Genomic DNA, 21377 nt, shown 5'->3' on the forward strand with positions numbered 1-21377 from the left:
TTTTGGGCGTCAGCATGACTGAGCAGCATGATTACGTGGCCCTGGAATGGGTCAAGGGCGAGATTGCCGAGACCTTGAAAGAGGCCCGTACCGCCCTGGACGCCTTTATCGACGGGCCGCGCTCGGACGCTGCCATGGCTCAATGCCTCAATTGCCTGCACCAGGTTCACGGTAGCCTCACGGTGTTGGCGTTTGCTGGCGCTGAGCGCTTGGCCGAGGAACTGGAGCAGCTCGCCATCGCCTTGGCCAGTGGTGAAGTCGAACGCCAGGCGGATGCCGTGCAATGGCTGCACCGTGCCTTCGAGCTACTGCCCGCTTACCTGGAACGCGTGCACCTGGCCCGGGCTGACTTACCCGAGGTGCTGCTGCCATTGCTCAATGACCTGCGCGCCGCCCGCGGCGTGGGGCCTTTGCATGAGCCGGTGGAAGCGGCCCAGCCATTGCTCGAACAGCCGGTGGCCGACCTCAGCGTGGCGTTGCCCGACCGGGATGCCATGCGCAGTGTGGTTGGCGCGTTGTGCGAAGAGCTGGTGCGGGTCAAGGAGCAGCTTGACCTGTTCGTGCACGGCGATCGGCAGCAATGGGCTGAGTTGGGCGGCCTGCTACCGGCCCTGCGGCAGATCGCCGATACCCTGGCCGTGCTCGGCTTCGCCCAGCCGCGCAAGGTGATCACCGACCAGGCGGCGTTGCTGCACAGCTTGGCCCAAGGCCAGCAACCGCCTGCGGATGCCGTGCTGCAGGATGTCGCCGGTGCGCTGCTGTACGTCGAGGCTACGCTGGCAGGTATGGTCGGCCACAACGAGCCTAGCAACCGCGCCGACCTGAGCCAGATCCGCCAGTTGGTCATTCGTGAAGCACGCTTTGGCCTGCAGCAGGCCAAGGACTTGATCGTCGATTACATTGAGTCGCAGTGGGACCGCCAACGCATGGAGCCGCTGCCGGCGCTGTTAACGCAGTTACGCGGCGCCCTGGCCATGGTTCCGTTGCCCCGCGCGGCGGCGCTGCTAGCCCAGTGCAACGGCTATATCAGTACGCACTTGCTGGCCGAGCCCGACCAACCGGGCTGGGCCCAACTGGACAACCTGGCCGACGCCATCAGCAGTATCGAGTACTACCTGGAGCGCCTGGGTGAAGATGCCGAGGCCCCCGACGAGCCATTGTTGGACCTGGCTGAGCGCAGCTTGCTGGCGTTGGCGCCTGCCAGGGTCGACGCCTCGGCGCCCGTCACGCCGCCGCCAGCGCTGGATCTACAGGCCCTGGCCAATGTCTTCGGCACGCCGGCCAGTGCGCTTGATTCGCCCGTGGGCGCAGGCCCGGCCAGCTCTACGCTGCTAGAGAGCGATGCGGCGGTGGACGAAGACCTGCGCGACGTGTTCCTTGAAGAAACGGCCGAATTGCTTGAAATACTGCGCGAGCAATGGCCGCAGTGGCTCGAACACTTAGAGCAACATGGCCCCTTGGTGGAAATGCGCCGGGCTTTTCATACCCTCAAGGGCAGTGGCCGCATGGTTCGCGCTGAGGTCGTGGGGGAGCTGGCCTGGGCGGTGGAAAACCTGCTCAATCGGGTGATCGAGCGGCGCATTGCGGCCGGCCCTGAAGTGCTGGATCTGGTGGAGGAAGCGCTTGAGCTGTTGCCTGAAGTGATCGACGAATTCGGCCGCGGGCAAGCGCGCCCGCGCGACGACGTCGATGGCTTGGCCGAGCGCGCCCAGGCTTTGGCCCTTGGTAACTCCAGCACCACAGCCGCCAAGGTAGCGCTGCGTGATGACGGCCTGGACGCTTCATTACTGGAGGTTTTCCGCAGCGAGGCCGCGACGCATCTGGCCAGCCTCGACGCCTTCCTGGGGGCAGTGGATGGCGAGATGAGTGCCGTCATCAGCAACGACTTATTGCGTGCATTGCATACCCTCAAAGGCAGTGCTTCAGTGGCTGGGGTGCTGCCGATCGCTGAGTTGATGGCGCCCCTGGACCGCTTGGTGCGGGAATTAAAAGCGCACCAACTGCCGCTGGAAATCTACGACATCCATTTACTGGAAACCGCCGAAGCATTGCTGCGCATGACCCTGAGCCATCTGCCCGTGGCGCCACTGGCGCTGATCGACGGGGCGGCGGGGTTGATCAGCGAGGTCGAGCAGCGTCTGGCTCAGCGGCTCGAGGGCATCGACACCAGCTCCGGCGCCGAGCGCCAGCCCCTGCTGTCGAGCTTTCTCAACCAGGGCCTGGACATTCTGCTGGAGGCCGAGTCGCTGTTGCAGCAATGGCGCGAACACCCAGGCTCGCGCCATGAGCTCACCACGTTGCTCGATGAGTTGACCACCCTGGGGGAGGGCGCGCATTTGGCCGATCTGGCGTCCATGGACGACCTCTGCGAGGCGCTGCTGGACGTTTACGGCGCGGTTGAAGAAAGCAGCCTGGCCGTCAGTGACAGGTTTTTTGCCGAGGCGGCGCTGGCCCACGAAGCCTTGATCGGCATGCTCGATCAATTGGCCGTTGGCCAGCAAGTGCAGGCCCAACCCGAGCGCTTAGCGGCTTTGCGCAACCTGCTCGACGGCGCCCTCGACCCTGCGGCCACGGGCCTGATCGACCAGGGCGGGCGGCGTATTCGCGACATCGGCGAGGCTGCTGCGCCTATCGCGCCGGCGGCCAATGATGAACTGTTGCAGATGTTTCTGGAGGAAGCCACAGACATTCTCGACAGTGCCGACACGGCCTTGCAGCGCTGGCTGGCAGAGCCGGATGTGCGGGGCCCGCTGGCCGCGTTGCAGCGTGACCTGAACAGCCTCGGCGGCGGCGCGCGGTTGGCCCACGTGGACGCCGTAGCGGTGTTGGCCGAGGCCTTGGAGGCCCTGTATGAGGGCATGCTGGAGCGCTATTTCAACGTTTCCCCGGCGGCCCGAGTGGTGCTACCCCAGGCCCACCGGCAGCTGCGCGAGCTGCTTGATACTCTGCCCCACGGCGCCCCACCCAGTGAGCTGGAGTCGCTGCTCGACGCCTTGGACGGCCTGCGCGAAGCGGCCCCTGAGGCCGACCCCGCGGGGCCCGACACAGCTGCGGCTAGCGAGGGGGCCGACCCCGAACTGCTGGAGGTCTTCCTTGAAGAAGGCTTCGATATCGTCGAAAGCTCCGGTGCCGCGTTATTACGCTGGCGCGCCGAGCCGGGTAATAGCATCGAAGTCGAGAACCTGTTGCGGGACCTGCACACCCTCAAAGGGGGCGCGCGGATGGTCGAAATTGCCCCTATCGGCGATCTGGCCCACGAACTGGAGTACCTCTACGAACAGTTATCCAGCGGCGTGCGCCAGGCCGATGTGGCTTTATTCAGCGTGCTGCAAGGCGGCCACGACCGGCTGGCGCAGATGCTTGAAGCGGTGCGTGCGGGCGAGCCGCTGCCGGCTGCCGACGTCCTGATCAAGCGGGCGCGCGATTGGTTGGAGGGCCCCCCGGCAGCGGTGCTCGCGGCCCCGCCCGTTCCCGCGTTGGCGCCGGCCGAGCGTGCGCGCAGCACAGCCGAGCCCACGGGCCTGGGGGCCGATATGGTCAAAGTCCCCGGCGATTTACTCGAGTCCCTGGGCAACTTGGCCGGGGAGACCTCGATCCTGCATGGGCGCATCGAACAGCAAGTGGAGGATGCCCAGGCCGCGCTGCATGAGATGGAAACCACCATCGAGCGCATGCGCGACCAGTTGCGGCGCCTGGACACCGAGACTCAGGGGCGCATCCTCAGCCGCCAACACGCTGACCACGAGCGCCAAGGTTACGAAGACTTCGACCCGCTGGAAATGGACCGCCATTCCCAGTTGCAGCAGTTGTCACGGGCGCTGTTCGAGTCGGCCTCGGACTTGCTCGACCTCAAGGAAACCCTCGCCGTTAGCAACCAGGATGCGCAAGCGCTGTTGCAGCTGCAGGCGCGCGTCAACACTGACCTGCAAGAAGGCTTGATGCGCACCCGCATGGTGCCCTTCGAGCGCATGGTGCCGCGCTTGCGCCGGGTGGTGCGGCAGGTGGCGGCAGAGTTGGGCAAGGACGTCGAGTTGCAGGTGCTCAATGCCCAGGGCGAGCTGGACCGCAGCGTGCTTGAGCGTATGCTCGCGCCCCTTGAGCACATGTTGCGCAACGCGGTCGACCATGGGCTGGAGCCCACTGCCGAGCGCATCCTCTTAGGTAAGCCCGCGCAAGGGTCGATCACCCTAGAGCTGTTGCACGATGGCGCCGACATGGTGATCGAAGTCAGTGATGACGGTGCGGGCGTGCCGTTGCAGGCGGTACGCCAAAAAGCCATAGCGCGGGGCCTGATCGACGCCGACAGCGAACTGAGCGACCACGACGTGCTGCAGTTCATTCTGGAACCTGGGTTCTCCACGGCGGCCAAGATCACCCAGATCTCCGGGCGGGGCCTGGGCATGGACGTGGTGCATGAAGAGGTCAAGCAATTGGGCGGGGCCATGAGCATCGACTCAGCGCCAGGTAAAGGCGCGCGCTTCCACATCCGCTTGCCGTTTACCGTCTCGGTCAACCGCGCCTTGATGGTGCAGTGTGCCGACGCCCAGTACGCGATCCCGCTCAATACCATCGAGGGCATCGTGCGCGTGCTGCCCACCGAGCTTGAGGCCTGCTACCCACTGGCCCCACCGCGCTACGAGTACGCCGGGCGCCGCTTCGATCTGCACTACCTCGACCAATTACTGCATGCCCGGCCCAGGGTGCCCCTACTGGGCCAAAGCGAGCCCCTTCCGGTATTGCTGGTGCAAGCCCATGACCAACAAGTTGCCGTTCAAGTGGACGCCATTCTGGGCGCCCGCGAGATTGTGGTGAAAAGCCTGGGGCCAGCCTTCGCTCAAGTGGCCGGGTTGTCCGGCGCGACCATTCTGGGTGACGGCAATGTCGTGCTGATTCTCGACCTGCCGGGCCAACTGCGCGCTTTGCACCTGCGCCATGCCCACCAGATCGGCCGCCACGGCCAGGCCGCGCCGCCAGCGACCGACAGCGAACCGGTGCGCAAAAAATTGGTGATGGTGGTGGACGATTCGGTCACGGTCCGCAAGGTGACCGGGCGCCTGCTGGAGCGCCATGGCATGAGCGTGCTGACCGCCAAAGATGGCGTCGACGCCATGGCCTTGTTGCAGGAGCACCGCCCCGACATCGTGTTACTGGACATCGAGATGCCGCGCATGGACGGCTTTGAAGTGGCGACGCGAATCCGCCAGGACAGCCGCACCCAACACCTGCCGATCATCATGATTACCTCGCGCACGGGCCAGAAACACCGCGACCGCGCCCTGGCCGTGGGGGTCAACGAATATTTGGGCAAGCCCTATCAAGAGGCGCAATTGCTGCAAAGCATCCAGCACTGGAGCGAACCCCATGGCTGAAGCCCAGAGCCGCCAAGTGAGCCTGACCGGCCTGCTGCTACCCTTGAGCGACCGCACCCTGTTGTTGCCCAACGTCGCGGTGGCCGAACTGATCGACTACCAGCCGGGCACCCCGGTCGCCAATGCGCCGGCGTGGCATCTGGGCATGATCACCTGGCGCGATTTGCAACTGCCCTTGTTGGGCTTCGAAGCCGCCTGCGGCGGGGCCTCTCCCCTGGGCGAGCGGGCGCGTATCGTGGTCCTCAATGCCTTGGGCGATCACCCGTTGCGCTTTATCGCCCTGCTGATTCAGGGCATCCCCCGTTCATGCAAGCTGGACAGCCAATTGAGTTATGTCGACGTGCCCCTGGCGGCGCTGGAATTGGCCGCCGTGCAGGTAGGCGAGTCGGTGGCACGGGTGCCGGATATCGAAGGGCTGGAAGCGTTATTTTTCAATCAATAACCGCGTAGGAGGGGGCCGGGCGGCGTTCCGCTCGCCCCCGATCTTTACCAATGCCCCCCCGATCTCTATCCAAGGTCTGATCTAGAGATCGCCAAGATCGCCAAGATCAAAAGATCGGGGGCAAGCCCCCTCCTACGGTGCCATCAGGCTTTGGCTTTGAACTCGCGGCGGCGGCGGTGCAGTACCGGTTCGGTGTAGCCGTTGGGTTGCTTGGCCCCTTCGAGTACCAGCTCCAGCGCCGCCTGGAAGGCGATGTTGTCCGCCAGGTTGCTTGCCATCGGCTGATACAGCGGGTCATGGGCGTTCTGCCGGTCGACCACCGCTGCCATTCGCTCCAGGCTCTGGCGCACTTGCGCTTCGCTGGCCACGCCGTGGCGTAACCAGTTAGCCAACAACTGGCTGGAAATTCGCAGGGTGGCGCGGTCTTCCATCAGGCCGACATCGTGGATGTCAGGCACTTTCGAACAGCCGACGCCCTGGTCGATCCAGCGCACCACGTAGCCAAGGATGCCTTGGGCATTGTTGTCCAGTTCCTGCTGGATCTCATCGGCCGACCAGTTGGTGTCGGGCGCCAAAGGGATGCTCAAGATGTCGTCGAGGGAGGCGCGCTCGCGTTGGGCCAGTTCGGCTTGGCGGGCGAACACATCGACCTGGTGATAATGCAGCGCATGCAACACAGCAGCGGTCGGCGAGGGAACCCAGGCCGTGTTGGCACCCGCCAGAGGGTGGGCGATCTTCTGCTCAAGCATGGCGGCCATCAGGTCGGGCATGGCCCACATGCCTTTGCCGATCTGCGCGCGGCCCTGCAGGCCGGCCCCCAGACCAATGTCGACGTTCCAGTTCTCGTAGGCGCTGATCCACTTTTGCGCCTTCATTTGCGCTTTGCGCACTACCGCGCCGGCCTCCATGGAGGTGTGGATTTCGTCACCCGTACGGTCGAGGAAACCGGTGTTGATAAACACCACACGCTCGCTGGCCGCCTGGATACAGGCTTTGAGGTTGACGGTCGTGCGCCGCTCCTCATCCATGATGCCGACCTTGAGGGTGTTGCGGGCCAGGCCCAGTACGTCTTCGATGCGCCCGAACAGCTCATTGGTAAAGGCCGCTTCTTCGGGGCCATGCATCTTCGGCTTAACGATGTACACCGAGCCGGTACGGCTGTTGCGCCGGGTGTTGTTGCCGTTGAGGCTGTGGATCGCCGTGAGGCTGGTGAGCAAGCCGTCGAGAATCCCTTCAGGCACTTCCTGCCCTTGGGCGTCGAGGATCGCATCGATGGTCATCAAGTGGCCGACGTTGCGCACGAACAGCAGTGACCGGCCATGCAGGGCCAATTCGCTGCCGTCCAGGGCGGTGTAGAGGCGGTCTTCGTTCATGGTGCGGGTGAAGGTGGTGCCGGCTTTGCTGACCTGTTCGGCCAGGTCGCCTTTCATCAAGCCTAACCAATTGCGGTACACCACCACCTTGTCGTCGGCGTCGACGGCGGCAATGGAGTCTTCGCAGTCCATGATGGTGGTCAGCGCCGCTTCCATCAGGATGTCTTTGACGCCGGCGGGGTCGGTCTGGCCGATCGGGCTGCTGGCATCGACCTGGATTTCGAAGTGCAAGCCGTTGTTCTTCAGCAGCAGGGCGCTGGGGGCTTGTGCCTCGCCCCGGTAGCCCAGCAGTTGGGCGTCATCGTGCAAGCCGGTGTTGCTGCCGCCTTTGAGGCTGACCACCAACTGGCCATTGATGATGCGATAGGCCGTTGAGTCGACATGGGAACCTGCGGCCAGTGGCGCGGCCTGGTCGAGAAAGGCACGGGCAAAGGCGATCACTTTATCGCCGCGGGCCTTGTTGTAACCCTGGCCTTTCTCGGCACCGTCGGCTTCGCTAATGGCATCGGTGCCATAGAGCGCGTCGTACAGCGAACCCCAGCGGGCATTGGAAGCGTTGAGGGCGAAGCGTGCGTTCATCACCGGGACGACCAACTGCGGGCCGGCCATGCGGGCGATTTCGTCGTCGACCTGTTCGGTGCTCACGTGAAAATCAGCCACTTCCGGCAGCAGATAACCGATCTCTTGCAGGAAGGCCTTATAGGCTGCGGCGTCGTGGGCCACACCCTGGCGGGCCTGGTGCCAGGCGTCAATTTGCCCTTGCAGATGATCACGCTTGGCCAGCAGGGCGCGGTTTTTCGGTGCCAGGTCGTGGATCAGCGCTGCCGCCCCGGCCCAGAATTGCTCGGCATTCACGCCACTGCCAGGGATGGCTTCGTGGTTGACGAAGTCGAACAGGGTGCGAGCGACCTGAAGGTCACCGACTTGAACGTATTGAGTCATTGCTTGCCTCACTCTGCTCTGCGGTTTGCGCGTTCTAATGATTATGTAGTGGTTGCTGGCGAATACTACATGAGCCAAGGGCAGCTGCAAGTGCAAGCGCTTGGTTACGCGCTGCAACGGCTGCCAATGGGGAATTGTTCCACGCATGGGCGGAAACTGTATACCGTTTTGTGGCCTATACTTTCGTCCCCTGTATAAGGAGTTTCCCGTGGACGATTTAGTGCTCACTGTGATTGCCGCTGACAAACCGGGCGTGGTCGAACGCATTGCCCAATGCATTGCCATCCACGAGGGTAACTGGCTGGAAAGCCGTATGGCACGCATGGCCGGGCAGTTTGCCGGCATTCTGCGGGTGGCCGTACCGGCCGATTCCGCTGAAGCTTTGAAGGCGGCGTTGCAAGCTCTGAGCGAGCAAGGCATTCGCGTATTGGTAGCACAAAGTGGCCAGGGCCAGGCCGCTGAAGCCCGGACTATCGTGATGAAGCTTGTGGGCAACGACCGCCCAGGGATCGTTCGCGACATCACCCGGGTGCTGGCGGAGCAGGGGGTCAACGTTGAAGGCTTGAGCACCGACGTACTGCCGGCGCCCATGAGTAGCGAGTCGTTATTCCACGCCGACGCCACGCTGGCGGTGCCTGTGGGCCTCACGCTGGAAGCCTTGCAGACGAGCCTGGAAACCCTGGCCGACGACCTGATTGTGGAGCTGTCTAGCCCTGAGCCCGCCGTTTGAGGTTGAGCCAAATGTCCAGGCTATAGATCACCAGGCCCAGCCAAATGAACGCGAAAGATGCGAGCGCCGGCCCAGACAACTGCTCGTCGAATACTGTAACGGCAAGAATCAGCACAATGGTCGGCGCCAGGTATTGCAGGAAGCCCAGGGAGGTATAGGGCAGGTGCCGAGCGGCAGCGTTGAAACAGATCAGCGGCGCCAGGGTGATAGGGCCGGCGGCCACCAGCCAAAGCACCTCGGTGCTGGTCAGAAAGTCACCCTGCAGGCTTTGCGCCGCCGGGTGCAGCAGGGCCCAGCCCAGGGCAATCGGCACCAACAACCAGGTTTCCACCACCAGCCCGGGCAGCGCGGCCACGGGCGCGCGTTTGCGGATCAAACCGTAGAACCCGAAGCTCAACGCGAGCGCCAGCGATACCCACGGCAGGCTGCCCAGCTGCCACAGCTGCTGCAATACCCCAAACAAGGCCAGGCCCACGGCCAGCCACTGCAAGCGGCGCAAGCGCTCGCCCAGCACGAGCATGCCCAGAAGCACGTTGACCAAGGGGTTGATGTAGTAGCCCAGGCTGGCTTCGAGCATGCGTCCGTCGTTCACGGCCCACACATACACCAGCCAATTCCCCGCGATCAGGCTGCCGCTGAGGGCCAGAATGGCCAGGCGCTGAGGATTTTCGCGCAGCTCGCGCCACCACCCAGGGTGCTTCCAGAACAGCAGTAACAGGCTGCCGAACAACGCCGACCAGAGCACCCGGTGGACGATGATTTCCACCGGCGCGACACTGTGCAGGGCTTTGAAGTAAAGCGGGATAAACCCCCAGCTGACATAGGCGCCCAGGCCTAGAAGGTAGCCTTTGCGCAGATTGGCAGGGTGCATGGCAAGTCCTTGCGAGGGCGTGCTCGTGGGCACGCCGTATTTTTGTAGTGAAATTCAGAACAGCTTCAATGGCTCTTCGTTCAACGCCGCCAGTTGCTCGCGCAGGGCCAGGATCTGCTCGCCCCAATAACGCTCGCTGCCAAACCAGGGGAAGCTGCGGGGGAACGCCGGGTCGTCCCAGCGGCGGGCCAGCCAGGCGCTGTAGTGCATCAGGCGCAGGGCGCGCAGGGGTTCGATCAGGGCCAGTTCGCGCGGGTTGAAGTCGTGGAACTCGCTGTAGCCGTCCATCAACTCCGAGAGCTGGCCGAGGCATTCCTGGCGGTCCCCGGCCAACATCATCCACAGGTCCTGCACCGCGGGGCCCATGCGGCAGTCGTCGAGGTCGACGATATGAAACACCTCATCGCGGCACATCATGTTGCCGGGGTGGCAGTCGCCATGCATGCGGATATTCTGGTGCGGCGTATCGCGGTAGACCTGTTCGACCCGTTTGAGCAGGTCGCGGGCCACCGACTCATACGCCGGCAGCAGGCCACGGGGGACGAAGTTACCTTCTAGAATGGTATTGAGCGAATCGTGGCCGAAGTTCTGCACGCCCAACGCTTCGCGGTGCTCGAAGGGGCGTGTGGCGCCCACGGCATGCAAGCGCCCCAGCAGTTGCCCAAGACGGTAAAGCTGCTCCAAGTGGCCGGGTTCCGGGGCGCGCCCGCCACGCCGGGGGAACAGGGTGAAGCGAAAGCCTGCGTGCTCGAATAGGGTTTCACCGTTGTGCACCATGGGTGCAACCACCGGTACTTCACAGTCTGCCAGCTCGGCGGTAAAGGCGTGTTCTTCGAGAATAGCGGCGTTGGTCCAGCGCGCGGGGCGGTAGAACTTGGCGATCAGCGGCTCGCCGTCTTCGATGCCCACTTGGTAGACGCGATTTTCATAGCTGTTAAGCGCAAGGATGCGCGCGTCGCTGAGAAAGCCGATGCTTTCTACAGCGTCGAGCACGAGATCGGGGGTAAGTGTTTCAAACGGGTGTGACATGCTGACTCCTGCCGCGGCAGGCTGCCGCGTCCGCCATGGTAGCGCAGACGCGGCCGTCATGGGGACGGAACTCAGGTCCCGATGATCCCGCCATCGTCGCGGGTGATGGCAATCACCGACGAGCGCGGCGTGCCGTTGGGCAGTTTGTCCGGGAAGGTCGAACCGCCGCCGCTGCCTGGGTGCTGGATACCGATGAACAGCGTGCGCTGGTCCGGGGCGAAGCTCACACCGGTCACTTCACAGCCGACCGGGCCGACCATGAAGCGGCGGATTTCACCGCTGTCCGGGTCGGCGCAAAGCATCTGGTTGTTGCCCATGCCAGCGAAGTCGCCTTTGTTGCTGCTGTCGCCGTCGGTCTGTATCCACAGGCGGCCGTCGGCGTCGAACGCCAGGCCATCGGGGCTGTTGAACATGTTCTGCGGGGTGATGTTCGACGAGCCTGCACGGGGCGTACCGGGGTTGACGCTGGGGTTGCCCGCCACCACGAACAGGTCCCAGGTAAAGCCCATGGCGGCGTGATCGTCGCCGTTTTCACGCCAGCGCAGGATTTGCCCGTAGATGTTCTTCGCCCGTGGGTTGGGGCCGCCTACTGGCATGCCGTCGTCACCGCGCTTGGAGTTGTTGGTCAGGGTGCAATAGACCTGGCCGTCCTTGGGGCTGACCACGATCCACTCGGGGCGGTCCATGCGTGTAGCTTGCAGTTGGCTGGCAGCCAGGCGGGCGTGGATCAACACTTCAGCCTGGTTAGCAAAACCGTTGCTGGCGTCCAGGCCATTCTTGCCATGGCGCAGTTCGCGCCAGATACCCTTGCCCCTGGGGTGATCGGCGTTGCCGTCACCGGCGGTGAACCGCGCGACGTACAGGCGGCCGTGGTCGAGCAAGTCGCGGTTGGCTTTGGGGTTGGCGTGGTCGACGCGGTCGCGGCTGATGAACTTGTAGATAAACTCGCCACGTTCGTCGTCGCCCATGTAGACCACGGCGCGGCCATCTTTGGTTTCGGTAAAGGCGGCGTTTTCATGCTTGAAGCGGCCCAGCGCTGTGCGCTTGACCGGTTGCGATTTGGGGTCGAACGGGTCGATTTCCACCACCCAGCCGTGGCGGTTCAATTCGTTGGGGTTTTGCGCCAGGTCGAAGCGTGGGTTGTACAGGTGCCAATCGTTGCCGCTGCCCGCCACGCTAACGCCGTAGCGGCTTTGTGCGGCGTCGAACTTCAGCGTGGCATCGGTGCTACCGAAGCAATCGGTGAAGTTTTCTTCGCAGGTCAGGTAGGTACCCCACGGCGTCTTGCCGTTCGCGCAGTTCTGGAAAGTGCCCAGTACGTAGGTGCCTGTAGGGTCATCGCCGGTCTTGAGCAACGCATGGCCGGCCGCCGGGCCGCTCACCCGCATCGGCGTGTTGCCATGGATTCGACGGTTGTACTTGGAGCCTTGCACGAATTCCCAGCGCTTTTCCCGGCGCTGGATTTCGATCACCGACACCCCTTCGGCCGCCAGTGCCTTGCGCACGTCGGCCGCCGACTGCGGCGCCTTGCCGTGGGCAAAGAGGTATTCGTAGTTGGTGTATTCGTTATTGATGGCCATCAGCGCGCGATTTTTATCGTCCGCGAACGGAAACAGGCTCATGCCATCGTTGTTGTCGCCAAACTGCTGCTCCTGATCTTGCGCCGAGCCCTTGCCGCTCGGGTCGAACGCCGGGCCGTTGCGGTGCAGCGGTTGGCCCCAACTGATCAATACCCGGGCTTCGTAGCCTGCCGGCAAGTTGATACCGTCACCCGTGTTCGCCGCAATCCCTTTGAAGCCCAGCAACGCACGGTTGCCTTGGCTTACACCGTCGGCCAGCACGCTGCGGCTCAACAGGTTACCGCCCAAGAACATCGCGGCGCCGCAAATGGCCCCCGCACTGATAAAGCCACGGCGGCTAACGCCGACCAGGTTTTCGAGATCGGTGGACTGGTTTTCTTCTAGTAGTTTCATCACGGCGCTCCCTACGGTTTGTGCGCATACCATAGGGGGTGGATGTGACGGGGGTATTGCAGTGTGCTGACGGGGAAAAGATTGCCCCTAGGAACAGCGTTAAGGCGCGATACCGATCAATACCGCGCTCGGTGCGATCGAGATCTGCACGCTCTCGCCTTCGCTAAAACAGCCCGGCTCTGCCAGTGCACAAAAGGTCGGGCCGTTGCTGACAGTGATGCTTAATTCACAAGGTCCTTCATTATCGTTGAATACTTGGGCGACGCGGCCTTGGAAGCAATTCTGGCCATAGGGAATCTCGGCGGTAGCGTTGTGTACGTTCACCCAGCCAGCCTTGATCAAAGCAAATGCCTCGGCCCCCTCCGCCAACTCCAGACGCAAGGTGCTGTCGTGGGTAATTAGCGCTTTTATCTGCAAGCCGTTGCTCAATGCCAGGCTCAGTAAGTCGTTGCGGCCCTGGGGTTGCACGGCATGAACGCGGCCATGCAACTGATTGCGCGCACTGGTGCGCAGCATCAAGCGCCCCAGTAGATCCAGATCGCTGGCCTGTTCAGCCGCCTCCAGTACCTGGGCCTGCATGGCTTGCAGCTTGAGGTACAGGCGCAGTACCCGTTCGCCCTCGGCCGACAAGCGTGCGCCGCCGCCGCCTTTGCCACCCACGGCACGCTCCACCAGGGGGGCGTTGGCCAGGTTGTTCAGTTCGTCGATGGCGTCCCAGGCCGCCTTGTAGCTGAGCCCCGCGCTTTTCGCGGCGCGGGTGATGGAGCCCTGTTCGGCGATGTGTTGCAGCAGGGCGATGCGTTGGGGGCGGCGCAGTAGGTGTTGGCTGAGCAGGCTAGGCAGGGGCATGGTGGTGGTTTCGAGTGGGCTTGCCCGACGTTGCCCCGGCCTGCCGGGCAAGTCAAGCGTGGTTCGGTTTGGGGGTGCGGGCCAGGCAATAGATGTCGACCCGTGCGGCGCCCGCCTGACGTAGCAGTTGGGCCAGCGCGTGGGCGGTGGCGCCGGTGGTGAGCACGTCGTCGACCACGGCCAGGTGTTGGCCCTCTACGCAGTCTTCGGCGGCCAGGGTGAAAACCCCCTGCAGGTTGTGGCGCCGGGCTTTGGCGTTGAGCGCTTGCTGGGCTTGCCGATGGTGTGGCCGGCGCAGCAGGTTTTCGTCACAGGGGATGCCCAGGGCTGAGGCCAGCCAGCGCGCCAGCAGCGCGGCCTGGTTGAAGCCCCGTTGGCGCAAGCGCTTGGCCGCCATGGGCACCGGAAGTAACCGTTGCGGCCGGGGCAAGCCTTCGGCATAGCGATGCTGCAGCCATTGCCCGAGCAGATCGCCCAGCAGGCGCCCCAACGGCCACCGCCCTTGGTGTTTGAATTGGCCAATCAGGCTGTCCAGGGGGAAGGCATAATGCCAAGGCACTTCGACCTGGGTGAAGGCGGGCGGGCGGCGCAGGCATTGCCCGCAGGTCATGTCGTCGAGGGCCAGCGGCAGCGCACAGACTTTGCAGCGCTCCTGCAACCAGGGCAGGTCGCCCTCACAGGGCGAGCAGATCGGGTGGGCGGTGTCGGCTGGCTCATCGCACAGCAAACAAGTTTGGTTGTTTTTTAACCAGATGTAGAATCGCTGTAGAGTAGACGGTTGACAGCGCATGGCTCCTCCTTGAATATGCCTGCAAGTCTCGCAATAGCCGTGCCGCGCCTGTGGATATTCCCGGCCCCCGGCACTCGCCCCTAGCATAATCAAGGAAACGCCGATGAGCGCCAGCAGTTCTGCAACTCTTCGTCACGACTGGTCCCTGGCCGAGGTCAAGGCCTTGTTTGTCCAGCCGTTCAACGACTTGCTGTTCCAGGCGCAAAGCGTGCACCGGGCGCATTTCAACGCCAACCGCGTGCAGGTGTCGACCCTGCTGTCGATCAAGACCGGCGCGTGCCCGGAAGACTGCAAGTACTGCCCGCAGTCCGGCCACTACAACACCGGCCTGGAAAAAGAAAAACTCATGGAAGTGCGCAAGGTGCTCGACGAAGCCGCGCGCGCCAAGGCCATTGGTTCGACCCGTTTCTGCATGGGCGCCGCCTGGAAGCACCCGTCGGCCAAGGACATGCCCTATGTGTTGCAGATGGTTGCCGGGGTCAAGGCCATGGGCCTGGAAACCTGCATGACCCTGGGCAAGCTCGACCTCGAGCAGACCCAAGCCCTGGCCGAAGCGGGCCTGGACTACTACAACCACAACCTGGACACCTCCCCAGAGTTCTACGGCAGTATTATCACCACCCGCACCTACAGCGAGCGCCTGCAAACCCTGGCGTACGTGCGTGATGCGGGCATGAAGATCTGTTCCGGTGGCATCCTGGGCATGGGCGAGTCGCTGGACGACCGCGCTGGCTTGTTGATCCAGCTGGCCAACCTGCCCGAACACCCCGAGTCGGTGCCCATCAATATGTTGGTGAAAGTGGCCGGTACGCCGTTGGAAAACGCCGAAGACGTCGACCCGTTCGATTTTATCCGCATGCTCGCGGTGGCCCGTATCCTGATGCCGCAGTCCCACGTGCGCTTGTCGGCCGGGCGCGAAGCCATGAACGAGCAGATGCAAGCGTTAGCGTTTTTGGCCGGGGCCAACTCGATTTTCTACGGCGACAAGCTGCTCACCACCGCCAACCCCCAGGCCGATAAAGACATGCAGCTGTTCGCGCGCCTCGGCATCCAGCCTGAAGCCCGCGAAGAGCATGCCGACGAAGTGCACCAGGCCGCCATCGAGCAGGCCCTGGTGGAGCAAAAAAGCAGCGCTCTGTTTTACGACGCGGCGAGTGCCTGACCCTTTGACCGCTGCCTAAGAGGCCTGCATGTTCTTCAACTTGAGCGCGCGCTTGGCCGAGCGTCGCGCCGCTGATCTTTACCGGCAGCGCCCGCTGTTGCAAAGCCCGCAAGGCCCGCAAGTCGTCGTTGATGGCAAGCCGCTGTTGGCTTTTTGCAATAACGACTACCTAGGCTTGGCCAACCACCCTGACGTGATTGCGGCCTGGCGCGCCGGGGCCGAGCGCTGGGGGGTGGGCGGCGGCGCTTCGCATTTGGTAATCGGCCACAGCACGCCCCACCACGAATTGGAAGAAGCCCTCGCCGACCTCACCGGGCGCCCGCGTGCGCTGCTGTTCTCCACGGGCTATATGGCTAACCTGGGCGCGGTGACGGCCCTGGTCGGCCCTGGCGATACGGTGTTACAGGATCGCCTTAACCACGCCTCTTTGCTGGATGCCGGGCGCTTAAGTGGCGCGCGCTTTCAGCGTTACTTGCATAACGATACCCACAGCCTGGCCACGCGCCTGGAAAAAGCCACCGGCAACACCCTGGTGGTCACCGACGGCGTGTTCAGCATGGACGGCGACCTCGCAGATTTGCCCGCCCTGGCGGCCACCGCCAAGGCCAAGGGCGCCTGGCTGATGGTCGATGACGCCCATGGCTTCGGCCCATTGGGCGCGCAAGGTGCGGGCATCGTAGAACACTACGGGCTGAGCCAGGACGATGTGCCGGTGCTGATTGGCACCCTGGGCAAAGGCTTTGGTACCTCGGGTGCGTTTGTGGCTGGCAGCGAAGAGCTGATCGAAGCCTTGGTGCAATTCGCCCGGCCCTATATCTACACCACCAGCCAGCCACCGGCGTTGGCCTGCGCCACCTTGAAAAGCCTGGGCCTGTTGCGCCACGAAACCTGGCGGCGCGAACAGCTGGCCAGCCTGATCCGCCAATTTCGCCAGGGCGCCGAACAGATCGGCCTGGCGCTGATGGACAGCTTTACCCCGATCCAACCCATCATGATCGGCAGCAGCGCGCGGGCTTTGCGCCTCTCGCAGCTGTTACGTGAACGGGGCTTGCTGGTCACGGCCATTCGTCCGCCCACCGTTCCAGCAGGCAGTGCCCGCTTGCGGGTGACCTTGACGGCGGCCCATAGCCAGGCTCAGGTCCAGCGTTTACTGGAAGGTTTGGCTGAGTGCTATCCATTGCTGGGGCCTGAAGATGCGTGATCAATTGGTGCTGCTGCCTGGCTGGGGGCTGGGGGTGGGGCCCCTGGAACCTCTGGCCGCCGCGTTGCGAGCGCTGGACCCGCAGTTAGAAGTCGTACTTGAGCCATTACCCAGCGGCTTGGGTGCCGATTTGCAGGGTTGGCTGGACGCGTTGGATGCGCGCCTGCCTGCACACGCTTGGCTGGCAGGCTGGTCGCTGGGCGGCATGCTCGCCGCCGAGCTGGCTGGGCGCCGTGGCGAGGGCTGTCGCGGGTTGATCGGCTTGGCCAGTAACCTGTGCTTCGTGGCGCGTGAAGACTGGGCGGCCGCCATGCCAGCCGCCGACTTCAGCGCCTTCGCTGAATCCTGCAGGGCCAACCCACAAGCCACGCTGCAGCGCTTCGGCCTGCTGTGCGCTCAAGGCGCTGCCACGGGCCGGGCGCTGGCTCGACAGTTAAACGCGCTGGCGCCGGCCAGCACCGGCGCTGAACTCAGCGCCAGCTTGCAACTGTTGGCGCAGTTGGACACTCGCCAAGCCTTGCAGGCCTTCAAAGGCCCGCAGTTGCACCTGTTTGCCGCCCAGGATGCTCTGGTACCCAGCGCCGCGGCAGAGCAATTGGCGCGGCTGATGCCTGAGCGTCACATTAGCCTGATCGAGCAGGCCAGCCACGCCTTCGTCCTGGAAGATCCTCAGGGTGTGGCGGCGGCGATACAAGCCTTTATGCATGAGCGTACCGATGACTGACCTAGCGTTGCCCCACCTGCCCGACAAGCGCCAAGTGGCCGCGTCGTTCTCCCGCGCGGCCGCCAGTTACGACAGTGTTGCGGCCTTGCAGCGCGGGGTCGGGCAAGCGCTGCTCGAACAGTTGCCCGCTGCCCCAGAAGCCGGCGCCTGGCTGGACCTGGGCAGCGGCACCGGTTACTTCAGCCGCCAGTTGGCACAGCGCTTCGGCGCAGGTCAGGGGCTGGCCCTGGACATCGCCGAGGGCATGCTGCGCCACGCTCGCGCCCAGGGCGCTGAATACGCGTTTATCGCTGGCGATGCCGAGCGCTTGCCGCTGCGCGACAATAGTTGTGGGCTGATCTTTTCCAGCCTGGCGCTGCAATGGTGCGCCGACTTCGCCGCCGTCCTGGCCGAAGCTCGACGGGTGTTGCGGCCGGGTGGGACGCTGGCCTTCAGCAGCCTGTGTGCGGGCACCCTGTTCGAATTGCGCGAGAGTTGGCGGGCGGTGGACGGCATGGTGCATGTGAACCGTTTTCGCCGTTTCGAGGACTATCAGCAATTGTGCGCCGCCAGCGGCTTACAGGTGCAGCGCTTGACGGTACAGCCCTGGCAACTGCACTACCCCGACGTCCGCGCCCTGACCCATGAACTCAAGGCCCTGGGCGCCCATAACCTCAACCCGGGGCGCCCGGGCGGGCTGACCGGGCGAGCGCGGTTGCAGGGCCTGTTGCAGGCTTACGAGGCCTACCGCGACGAGGCCGGCCTGGCCGCCACCTATCAGGTGGTGTATGCCGTGCTCAGCAAACCAGCCATGGGAGTCGCCTGATGCAACACGCGTATTTTATCGCTGGTACCGACACCGACGTGGGCAAGACCACCGTCGCGGCCGGCCTGCTCCACGCCGCAGCCCGCCAAGGCTGGAGCACCCTGGGAGCGAAGCCGGTGGCCTCGGGCTGCGCGTGGACGGCCGACGGCTGGCGCAATGCTGACGCGTTGGCGCTGATGGCGCAGAGCACGCTGAAACAGCCCTACGCGGCGATCAACCCCTACGCATTCGAGCCCGCCATCGCCCCGCACCTGGCCGCTCGCGAAGCGGGGGTGGCCTTGAGTGTCGAGGCGCTGGCCGAACCGATGCGGCGGATCTTGGCCCAGTGCGCGGATTTCACCTTGGTCGAAGGGGCGGGGGGATGGCGCGTGCCACTGGCCGAGGGCGCTCACCTATCGGATCTGGCCATAGCCCTGCAGTTGCCGGTGATTCTCGTGGTCGGGGTTCGGCTAGGGGCCATTAACCACGCCTTGCTCAGCGCCGAAGCCATCGCGCGGGACGGGTTAAGGCTGGCCGGGTGGGTGGCCAATATCGTCGAACCTGCCACGTCGCGGTTGCAAGAAAACCTGGCCACCCTGGCCGAGCAGCTCCCTGCGCCGTGCCTGGGGCAGGTCCCCCGGCTAGACGATGCGCACGCCAGCCTGGTCGCGGATTATCTGCACCTGGACCGCTTGAAGTAGCTTTTGACTATCGCTTGATCTTGGTTCATTAGTGTTTTTGACGGGCTTTTTTTGACGCGATATGGTCAGATGGCCATCACCGCACACCGTTGCAGGGGAACAACCCGATGGACATCTCTGGAAGCACCGCCTATTACGCTGGCTTGAGCTCGATTCAGGCGGGCACCCAGCGGGTCGATCAAGCCGCCAGCCAGATCGCCAACAACAGCGTCGAACGCTCAGTGACCAGCCAGTCCAGCGACTACCAGGCCGAGCGCCTGCGCAGCGTCGATCGCAGTCAGCAGATGGATTTCGCGACCAGCACCGTGCAAATGAACATGGGCCTGGTTCAAGTCCAAGCCGGCACCAAGGTCGAGAAAGCCGCCGACGAAATGCTCGGCACTCTGATCGACACCTACGCTTAAACCTTCCCCCGCTCTATCTTCTGCCTCCCCCGCCTGGCTGCCGGTCAGCGGGGTAGTCGCGCCTGCGCGTATCAGCACGCTCGATTAAAAAACCTCATGGGTCGGACCCTTGACATCCCCTTGGCGTAAACGTATGTTTCAAACACCTGTTTGACCTGGTGCAGCCCATCGCGCCGGGTCTGTTGCGTTTACCCTATCCAGGATTCATCAGCAGAGGTTTATCGCTATGCCTGACTACAAGGCCCCCTTGCGTGATATTCGCTTCGTTCGCGACGAGTTGCTCGGTTACGAGGCGCACTATCAAAGCCTGCCGGCATGCCAGGACGCCACGCCTGACATGGTCGACGCCATTCTCGAGGAAGGCGCGAAGTTTTGTGAGCAGGTACTGGCGCCGTTGAACCGCGTCGGTGATACCGAAGGCTGTACCTGGAGCGAAACCGGGGTCAAGACACCCACCGGTTTCAAACAGGCCTACCAACAGTTCGTCGAAGGCGGCTGGCCCAGCCTGGCCCACGACGTCGAGCACGGCGGCCAAGGCCTGCCGGAGTCCCTCGGCTTGGCCGTGAGCGAGATGGTCGGTGGCGCCAACTGGTCCTGGGGCATGTACCCCGGGCTGTCCCACGGTGCGATGAACACCATTTCCGAACATGGCACCCCTGAACAACAAGACGCCTACCTGACTAAGCTGGTTTCAGGTGAGTGGACCGGCACCATGTGCCTGACCGAATCCCATTGCGGCACTGACCTGGGCATGTTGCGCACCAAAGCCGAACCCCAGGCCGACGGCAGCTACAAAGTGACCGGCACGAAAATCTTTATCTCGGCCGGCGAACACGACATGGCCGATAACATCGTCCACATCGTGCTGGCGCGCCTGCCCGATGCCCCGGCGGGCACCAAAGGTATCTCGCTATTTATCGTGCCCAAGTTCCTGCCCGCCGCCGACGGCAGCCTGGGCGAGCGTAACGCGGTGAACTGTGGTTCCATCGAACACAAGATGGGTATTCACGGCAACGCGACCTGCGTGATGAACTTCGATGCCGCCACCGGTTTTCTGATTGGCCCGCCGAACAAAGGCCTGAACTGCATGTTCACCTTTATGAACACGGCGCGCCTGGGGACCGCCCTGCAAGGCCTGGCCCATGCCGAAGTGGCGTTCCAGGGCGGCCTGCAATATGCCCGCGACCGTTTGCAGATGCGTTCTTTGACCGGCCCTAAAGCCCCGGAAAAAGCCGCCGACCCGATCATCGTGCACCCCGATGTTCGGCGTATGTTGCTGACCATGAAAGCCTTCTCCGAAGGCACCCGCGCCATGGTTTACTTCACCGCTAAACTGGTGGATATCGTTAAGTACGGCACCGATGAGGCCGAGAAAAAACAAGCCGATGGCTTGTTGGCTTTCATGACCCCCATCGCTAAAGCTTTCATGACCGAAGTAGGTTTCGAAGCCGCCAACCACGGCGTGCAAATCTACGGCGGCCACGGCTTTATCGCCGAGTGGGGCATGGAGCAAAACGTACGCGACAGCCGTATTTCCATGCTGTACGAAGGCACCACCGGCATTCAGGCCCTGGACCTATTGGGCCGTAAGGTCTTGATGACCCAAGGCGAAGCGCTCAAGGGCTTTACCAAGATCGTGCACAAGTTCTGCCAGGCCAACGAAGGCAACACGGCCGTCAGCGAATTCGTCACGCCTTTGGCACAGTTGAATAAGGAATGGGGCGAGCTGACGATGAAAGTCGGCATGGCGGCCATGAAAAACCGCGAAGAAGTAGGCGCCGCTTCGGTGGACTACGTGATGTACTCCGGCTACGCCTGCCTGGCCTATTTCTGGGCTGACATGGCGCGTCTGGCCGCAGAGAAACTGGCCGCCGGCACCAGCGAAGAAGCTTTCTACACCGCCAAGCTGCAGACCGCGCGTTTCTACTTCCAGCGCATCCTGCCGCGCACCCGCAGCCACGTCGCCGCCATGTTGTCGGGCGCTGATAACCTGATGGAGATGGACGAGGCGAGCTTCGGTTTGGCTTACTGAG

The 21377-nt window shown here is 63.5% G+C and carries 16 protein-coding genes; 10 read left to right on the plus strand and 6 right to left on the minus strand.

The window, feature by feature from the left end; all coding sequences use genetic code 11:
• Positions 1 to 14 precede the first annotated feature (14 nt).
• Together QCL65_RS02500 and QCL65_RS02505 are read left to right on the plus strand one after the other, a co-directional pair.
• On the plus strand, positions 15 to 5369 hold the full coding sequence (locus QCL65_RS02500) for an Hpt domain-containing protein (protein ID WP_407314552.1): 5355 nt from the start codon (positions 15 to 17) through the stop codon (positions 5367 to 5369).
• On the plus strand, positions 5362 to 5811 hold the full coding sequence (locus QCL65_RS02505; RefSeq protein WP_407314554.1) for a chemotaxis protein CheW: 450 nt from the start codon (positions 5362 to 5364) through the stop codon (positions 5809 to 5811). Before QCL65_RS02500 ends, QCL65_RS02505 begins: the two co-directional genes overlap by 8 nt.
• A gap of 143 nt (positions 5812 to 5954) precedes the next feature.
• On the opposite strand, the gene QCL65_RS02510 is transcribed toward QCL65_RS02505, so the two are convergent.
• Positions 5955 to 8126: a malate synthase G gene (locus tag QCL65_RS02510; RefSeq protein ID WP_407314556.1), complete on the minus strand. Its 2172-nt coding sequence runs from the start codon at positions 8124 to 8126 to the stop codon at positions 5955 to 5957.
• A 208-nt stretch (positions 8127 to 8334) separates the two neighbouring features.
• Between QCL65_RS02510 and QCL65_RS02515 the strand changes: the two genes are divergently transcribed.
• On the plus strand, positions 8335 to 8856 hold the full coding sequence (locus tag QCL65_RS02515) for a glycine cleavage system protein R (RefSeq protein WP_407314558.1): 522 nt from the start codon (positions 8335 to 8337) through the stop codon (positions 8854 to 8856).
• Here the strand turns inward: QCL65_RS02515 and rarD are convergent.
• The 5 genes from rarD to QCL65_RS02540 form a co-directional block, all read right to left on the minus strand.
• On the minus strand, positions 8834 to 9727 hold the full coding sequence (rarD, locus tag QCL65_RS02520) for an EamA family transporter RarD (protein ID WP_407314560.1): 894 nt from the start codon (positions 9725 to 9727) through the stop codon (positions 8834 to 8836). The two genes, QCL65_RS02515 and rarD, sit on opposite strands and share 23 nt — an antisense overlap.
• Before the next feature lie 54 nt (positions 9728 to 9781).
• Positions 9782 to 10756 carry a serine/threonine protein kinase gene (locus QCL65_RS02525; RefSeq protein WP_407314562.1) on the minus strand — a complete coding sequence of 325 codons (975 nt, stop codon included), beginning with the start codon at positions 10754 to 10756 and terminating at the stop codon, positions 9782 to 9784.
• Between the two features lie 71 nt (positions 10757 to 10827).
• Positions 10828 to 12729 carry a PhoX family protein gene (locus QCL65_RS02530; protein WP_407314564.1) on the minus strand — a complete coding sequence of 634 codons (1902 nt, stop codon included), beginning with the start codon at positions 12727 to 12729 and terminating at the stop codon, positions 10828 to 10830.
• A gap of 99 nt (positions 12730 to 12828) precedes the next feature.
• The gene (locus QCL65_RS02535) at positions 12829 to 13578 is read right to left on the minus strand and encodes a TOBE domain-containing protein (RefSeq protein WP_407314566.1); all 750 of its coding nucleotides are present in this window, start codon (positions 13576 to 13578) and stop codon (positions 12829 to 12831) included.
• A 52-nt stretch (positions 13579 to 13630) separates the two neighbouring features.
• The gene (locus QCL65_RS02540) at positions 13631 to 14368 is read right to left on the minus strand and encodes a ComF family protein (RefSeq protein ID WP_407314568.1); all 738 of its coding nucleotides are present in this window, start codon (positions 14366 to 14368) and stop codon (positions 13631 to 13633) included.
• Positions 14369 to 14471: 103 nt separating this feature from the next.
• Here QCL65_RS02540 and bioB point away from each other — a divergent pair, with 103 nt between their 5' ends.
• From bioB to QCL65_RS02575, 7 genes are all read left to right on the plus strand, one after another.
• A complete protein-coding gene (bioB, locus tag QCL65_RS02545; protein WP_407314570.1) occupies positions 14472 to 15530 on the plus strand; it encodes a biotin synthase BioB in 1059 nt (352 codons plus the stop codon).
• A 28-nt stretch (positions 15531 to 15558) separates the two neighbouring features.
• The gene (gene bioF / locus QCL65_RS02550; RefSeq protein WP_407314572.1) at positions 15559 to 16731 is read left to right on the plus strand and encodes an 8-amino-7-oxononanoate synthase; all 1173 of its coding nucleotides are present in this window, start codon (positions 15559 to 15561) and stop codon (positions 16729 to 16731) included.
• Positions 16724 to 17455 carry an alpha/beta fold hydrolase gene (locus tag QCL65_RS02555; RefSeq protein ID WP_407314574.1) on the plus strand — a complete coding sequence of 244 codons (732 nt, stop codon included), beginning with the start codon at positions 16724 to 16726 and terminating at the stop codon, positions 17453 to 17455. The genes bioF and QCL65_RS02555 overlap by 8 nt, the downstream gene beginning before the upstream one ends.
• Positions 17448 to 18260, plus strand: a complete 813-nt coding sequence (bioC, locus tag QCL65_RS02560) for a malonyl-ACP O-methyltransferase BioC (protein WP_407314576.1) — start codon at positions 17448 to 17450, stop codon at positions 18258 to 18260. The genes QCL65_RS02555 and bioC overlap by 8 nt, the downstream gene beginning before the upstream one ends.
• Entirely contained in the window at positions 18260 to 18940 is a 681-nt protein-coding gene (gene bioD, locus QCL65_RS02565; RefSeq protein ID WP_407314578.1) for a dethiobiotin synthase, read from the plus strand. Before bioC ends, bioD begins: the two co-directional genes overlap by 1 nt.
• Before the next feature lie 107 nt (positions 18941 to 19047).
• Entirely contained in the window at positions 19048 to 19344 is a 297-nt protein-coding gene (locus QCL65_RS02570) for a pyrroloquinoline quinone biosynthesis protein PqqE (protein ID WP_407314580.1), read from the plus strand.
• 226 nt (positions 19345 to 19570) lie between these two features.
• Positions 19571 to 21376, plus strand: coding sequence for a phenylacyl-CoA dehydrogenase (locus QCL65_RS02575; RefSeq protein ID WP_407314582.1), 1806 nt, complete (start codon positions 19571 to 19573; stop codon positions 21374 to 21376).
• Position 21377: the final 1 nt, after the last annotated feature.

The sequence above is a fragment of the Pseudomonas sp. nanlin1 genome (genome assembly GCF_045571515.1).
Classification (GTDB): Bacteria; Pseudomonadota; Gammaproteobacteria; order Pseudomonadales; family Pseudomonadaceae; genus Aquipseudomonas.

Excerpts from the sequence above, each read along its gene's own strand:
- QCL65_RS02500 (WP_407314552.1), top strand. The coding sequence starts at position 15 with ATGACTGAGCAGCATGATTACGTGGCCCTGGAATGGGTCAAGGGCGAG.
- QCL65_RS02505 (WP_407314554.1), top strand. The coding sequence starts at position 5,362 with ATGGCTGAAGCCCAGAGCCGCCAAGTGAGCCTGACCGGCCTGCTGCTA.
- QCL65_RS02510 (WP_407314556.1), bottom strand. The coding sequence starts at position 8,126 with ATGACTCAATACGTTCAAGTCGGTGACCTTCAGGTCGCTCGCACCCTG.
- rarD (WP_407314560.1), bottom strand. The coding sequence starts at position 9,727 with ATGCACCCTGCCAATCTGCGCAAAGGCTACCTTCTAGGCCTGGGCGCC.
- QCL65_RS02525 (WP_407314562.1), bottom strand. The coding sequence starts at position 10,756 with ATGTCACACCCGTTTGAAACACTTACCCCCGATCTCGTGCTCGACGCT.
- QCL65_RS02530 (WP_407314564.1), bottom strand. The coding sequence starts at position 12,729 with ATGAAACTACTAGAAGAAAACCAGTCCACCGATCTCGAAAACCTGGTC.
- QCL65_RS02535 (WP_407314566.1), bottom strand. The coding sequence starts at position 13,578 with ATGCCCCTGCCTAGCCTGCTCAGCCAACACCTACTGCGCCGCCCCCAA.
- QCL65_RS02540 (WP_407314568.1), bottom strand. The coding sequence starts at position 14,368 with ATGCGCTGTCAACCGTCTACTCTACAGCGATTCTACATCTGGTTAAAA.
- bioB (WP_407314570.1), top strand. The coding sequence starts at position 14,472 with ATGAGCGCCAGCAGTTCTGCAACTCTTCGTCACGACTGGTCCCTGGCC.
- bioF (WP_407314572.1), top strand. The coding sequence starts at position 15,559 with ATGTTCTTCAACTTGAGCGCGCGCTTGGCCGAGCGTCGCGCCGCTGAT.
- QCL65_RS02555 (WP_407314574.1), top strand. The coding sequence starts at position 16,724 with ATGCGTGATCAATTGGTGCTGCTGCCTGGCTGGGGGCTGGGGGTGGGG.
- bioC (WP_407314576.1), top strand. The coding sequence starts at position 17,448 with ATGACTGACCTAGCGTTGCCCCACCTGCCCGACAAGCGCCAAGTGGCC.
- bioD (WP_407314578.1), top strand. The coding sequence starts at position 18,260 with ATGCAACACGCGTATTTTATCGCTGGTACCGACACCGACGTGGGCAAG.
- QCL65_RS02570 (WP_407314580.1), top strand. The coding sequence starts at position 19,048 with ATGGACATCTCTGGAAGCACCGCCTATTACGCTGGCTTGAGCTCGATT.
- QCL65_RS02575 (WP_407314582.1), top strand. The coding sequence starts at position 19,571 with ATGCCTGACTACAAGGCCCCCTTGCGTGATATTCGCTTCGTTCGCGAC.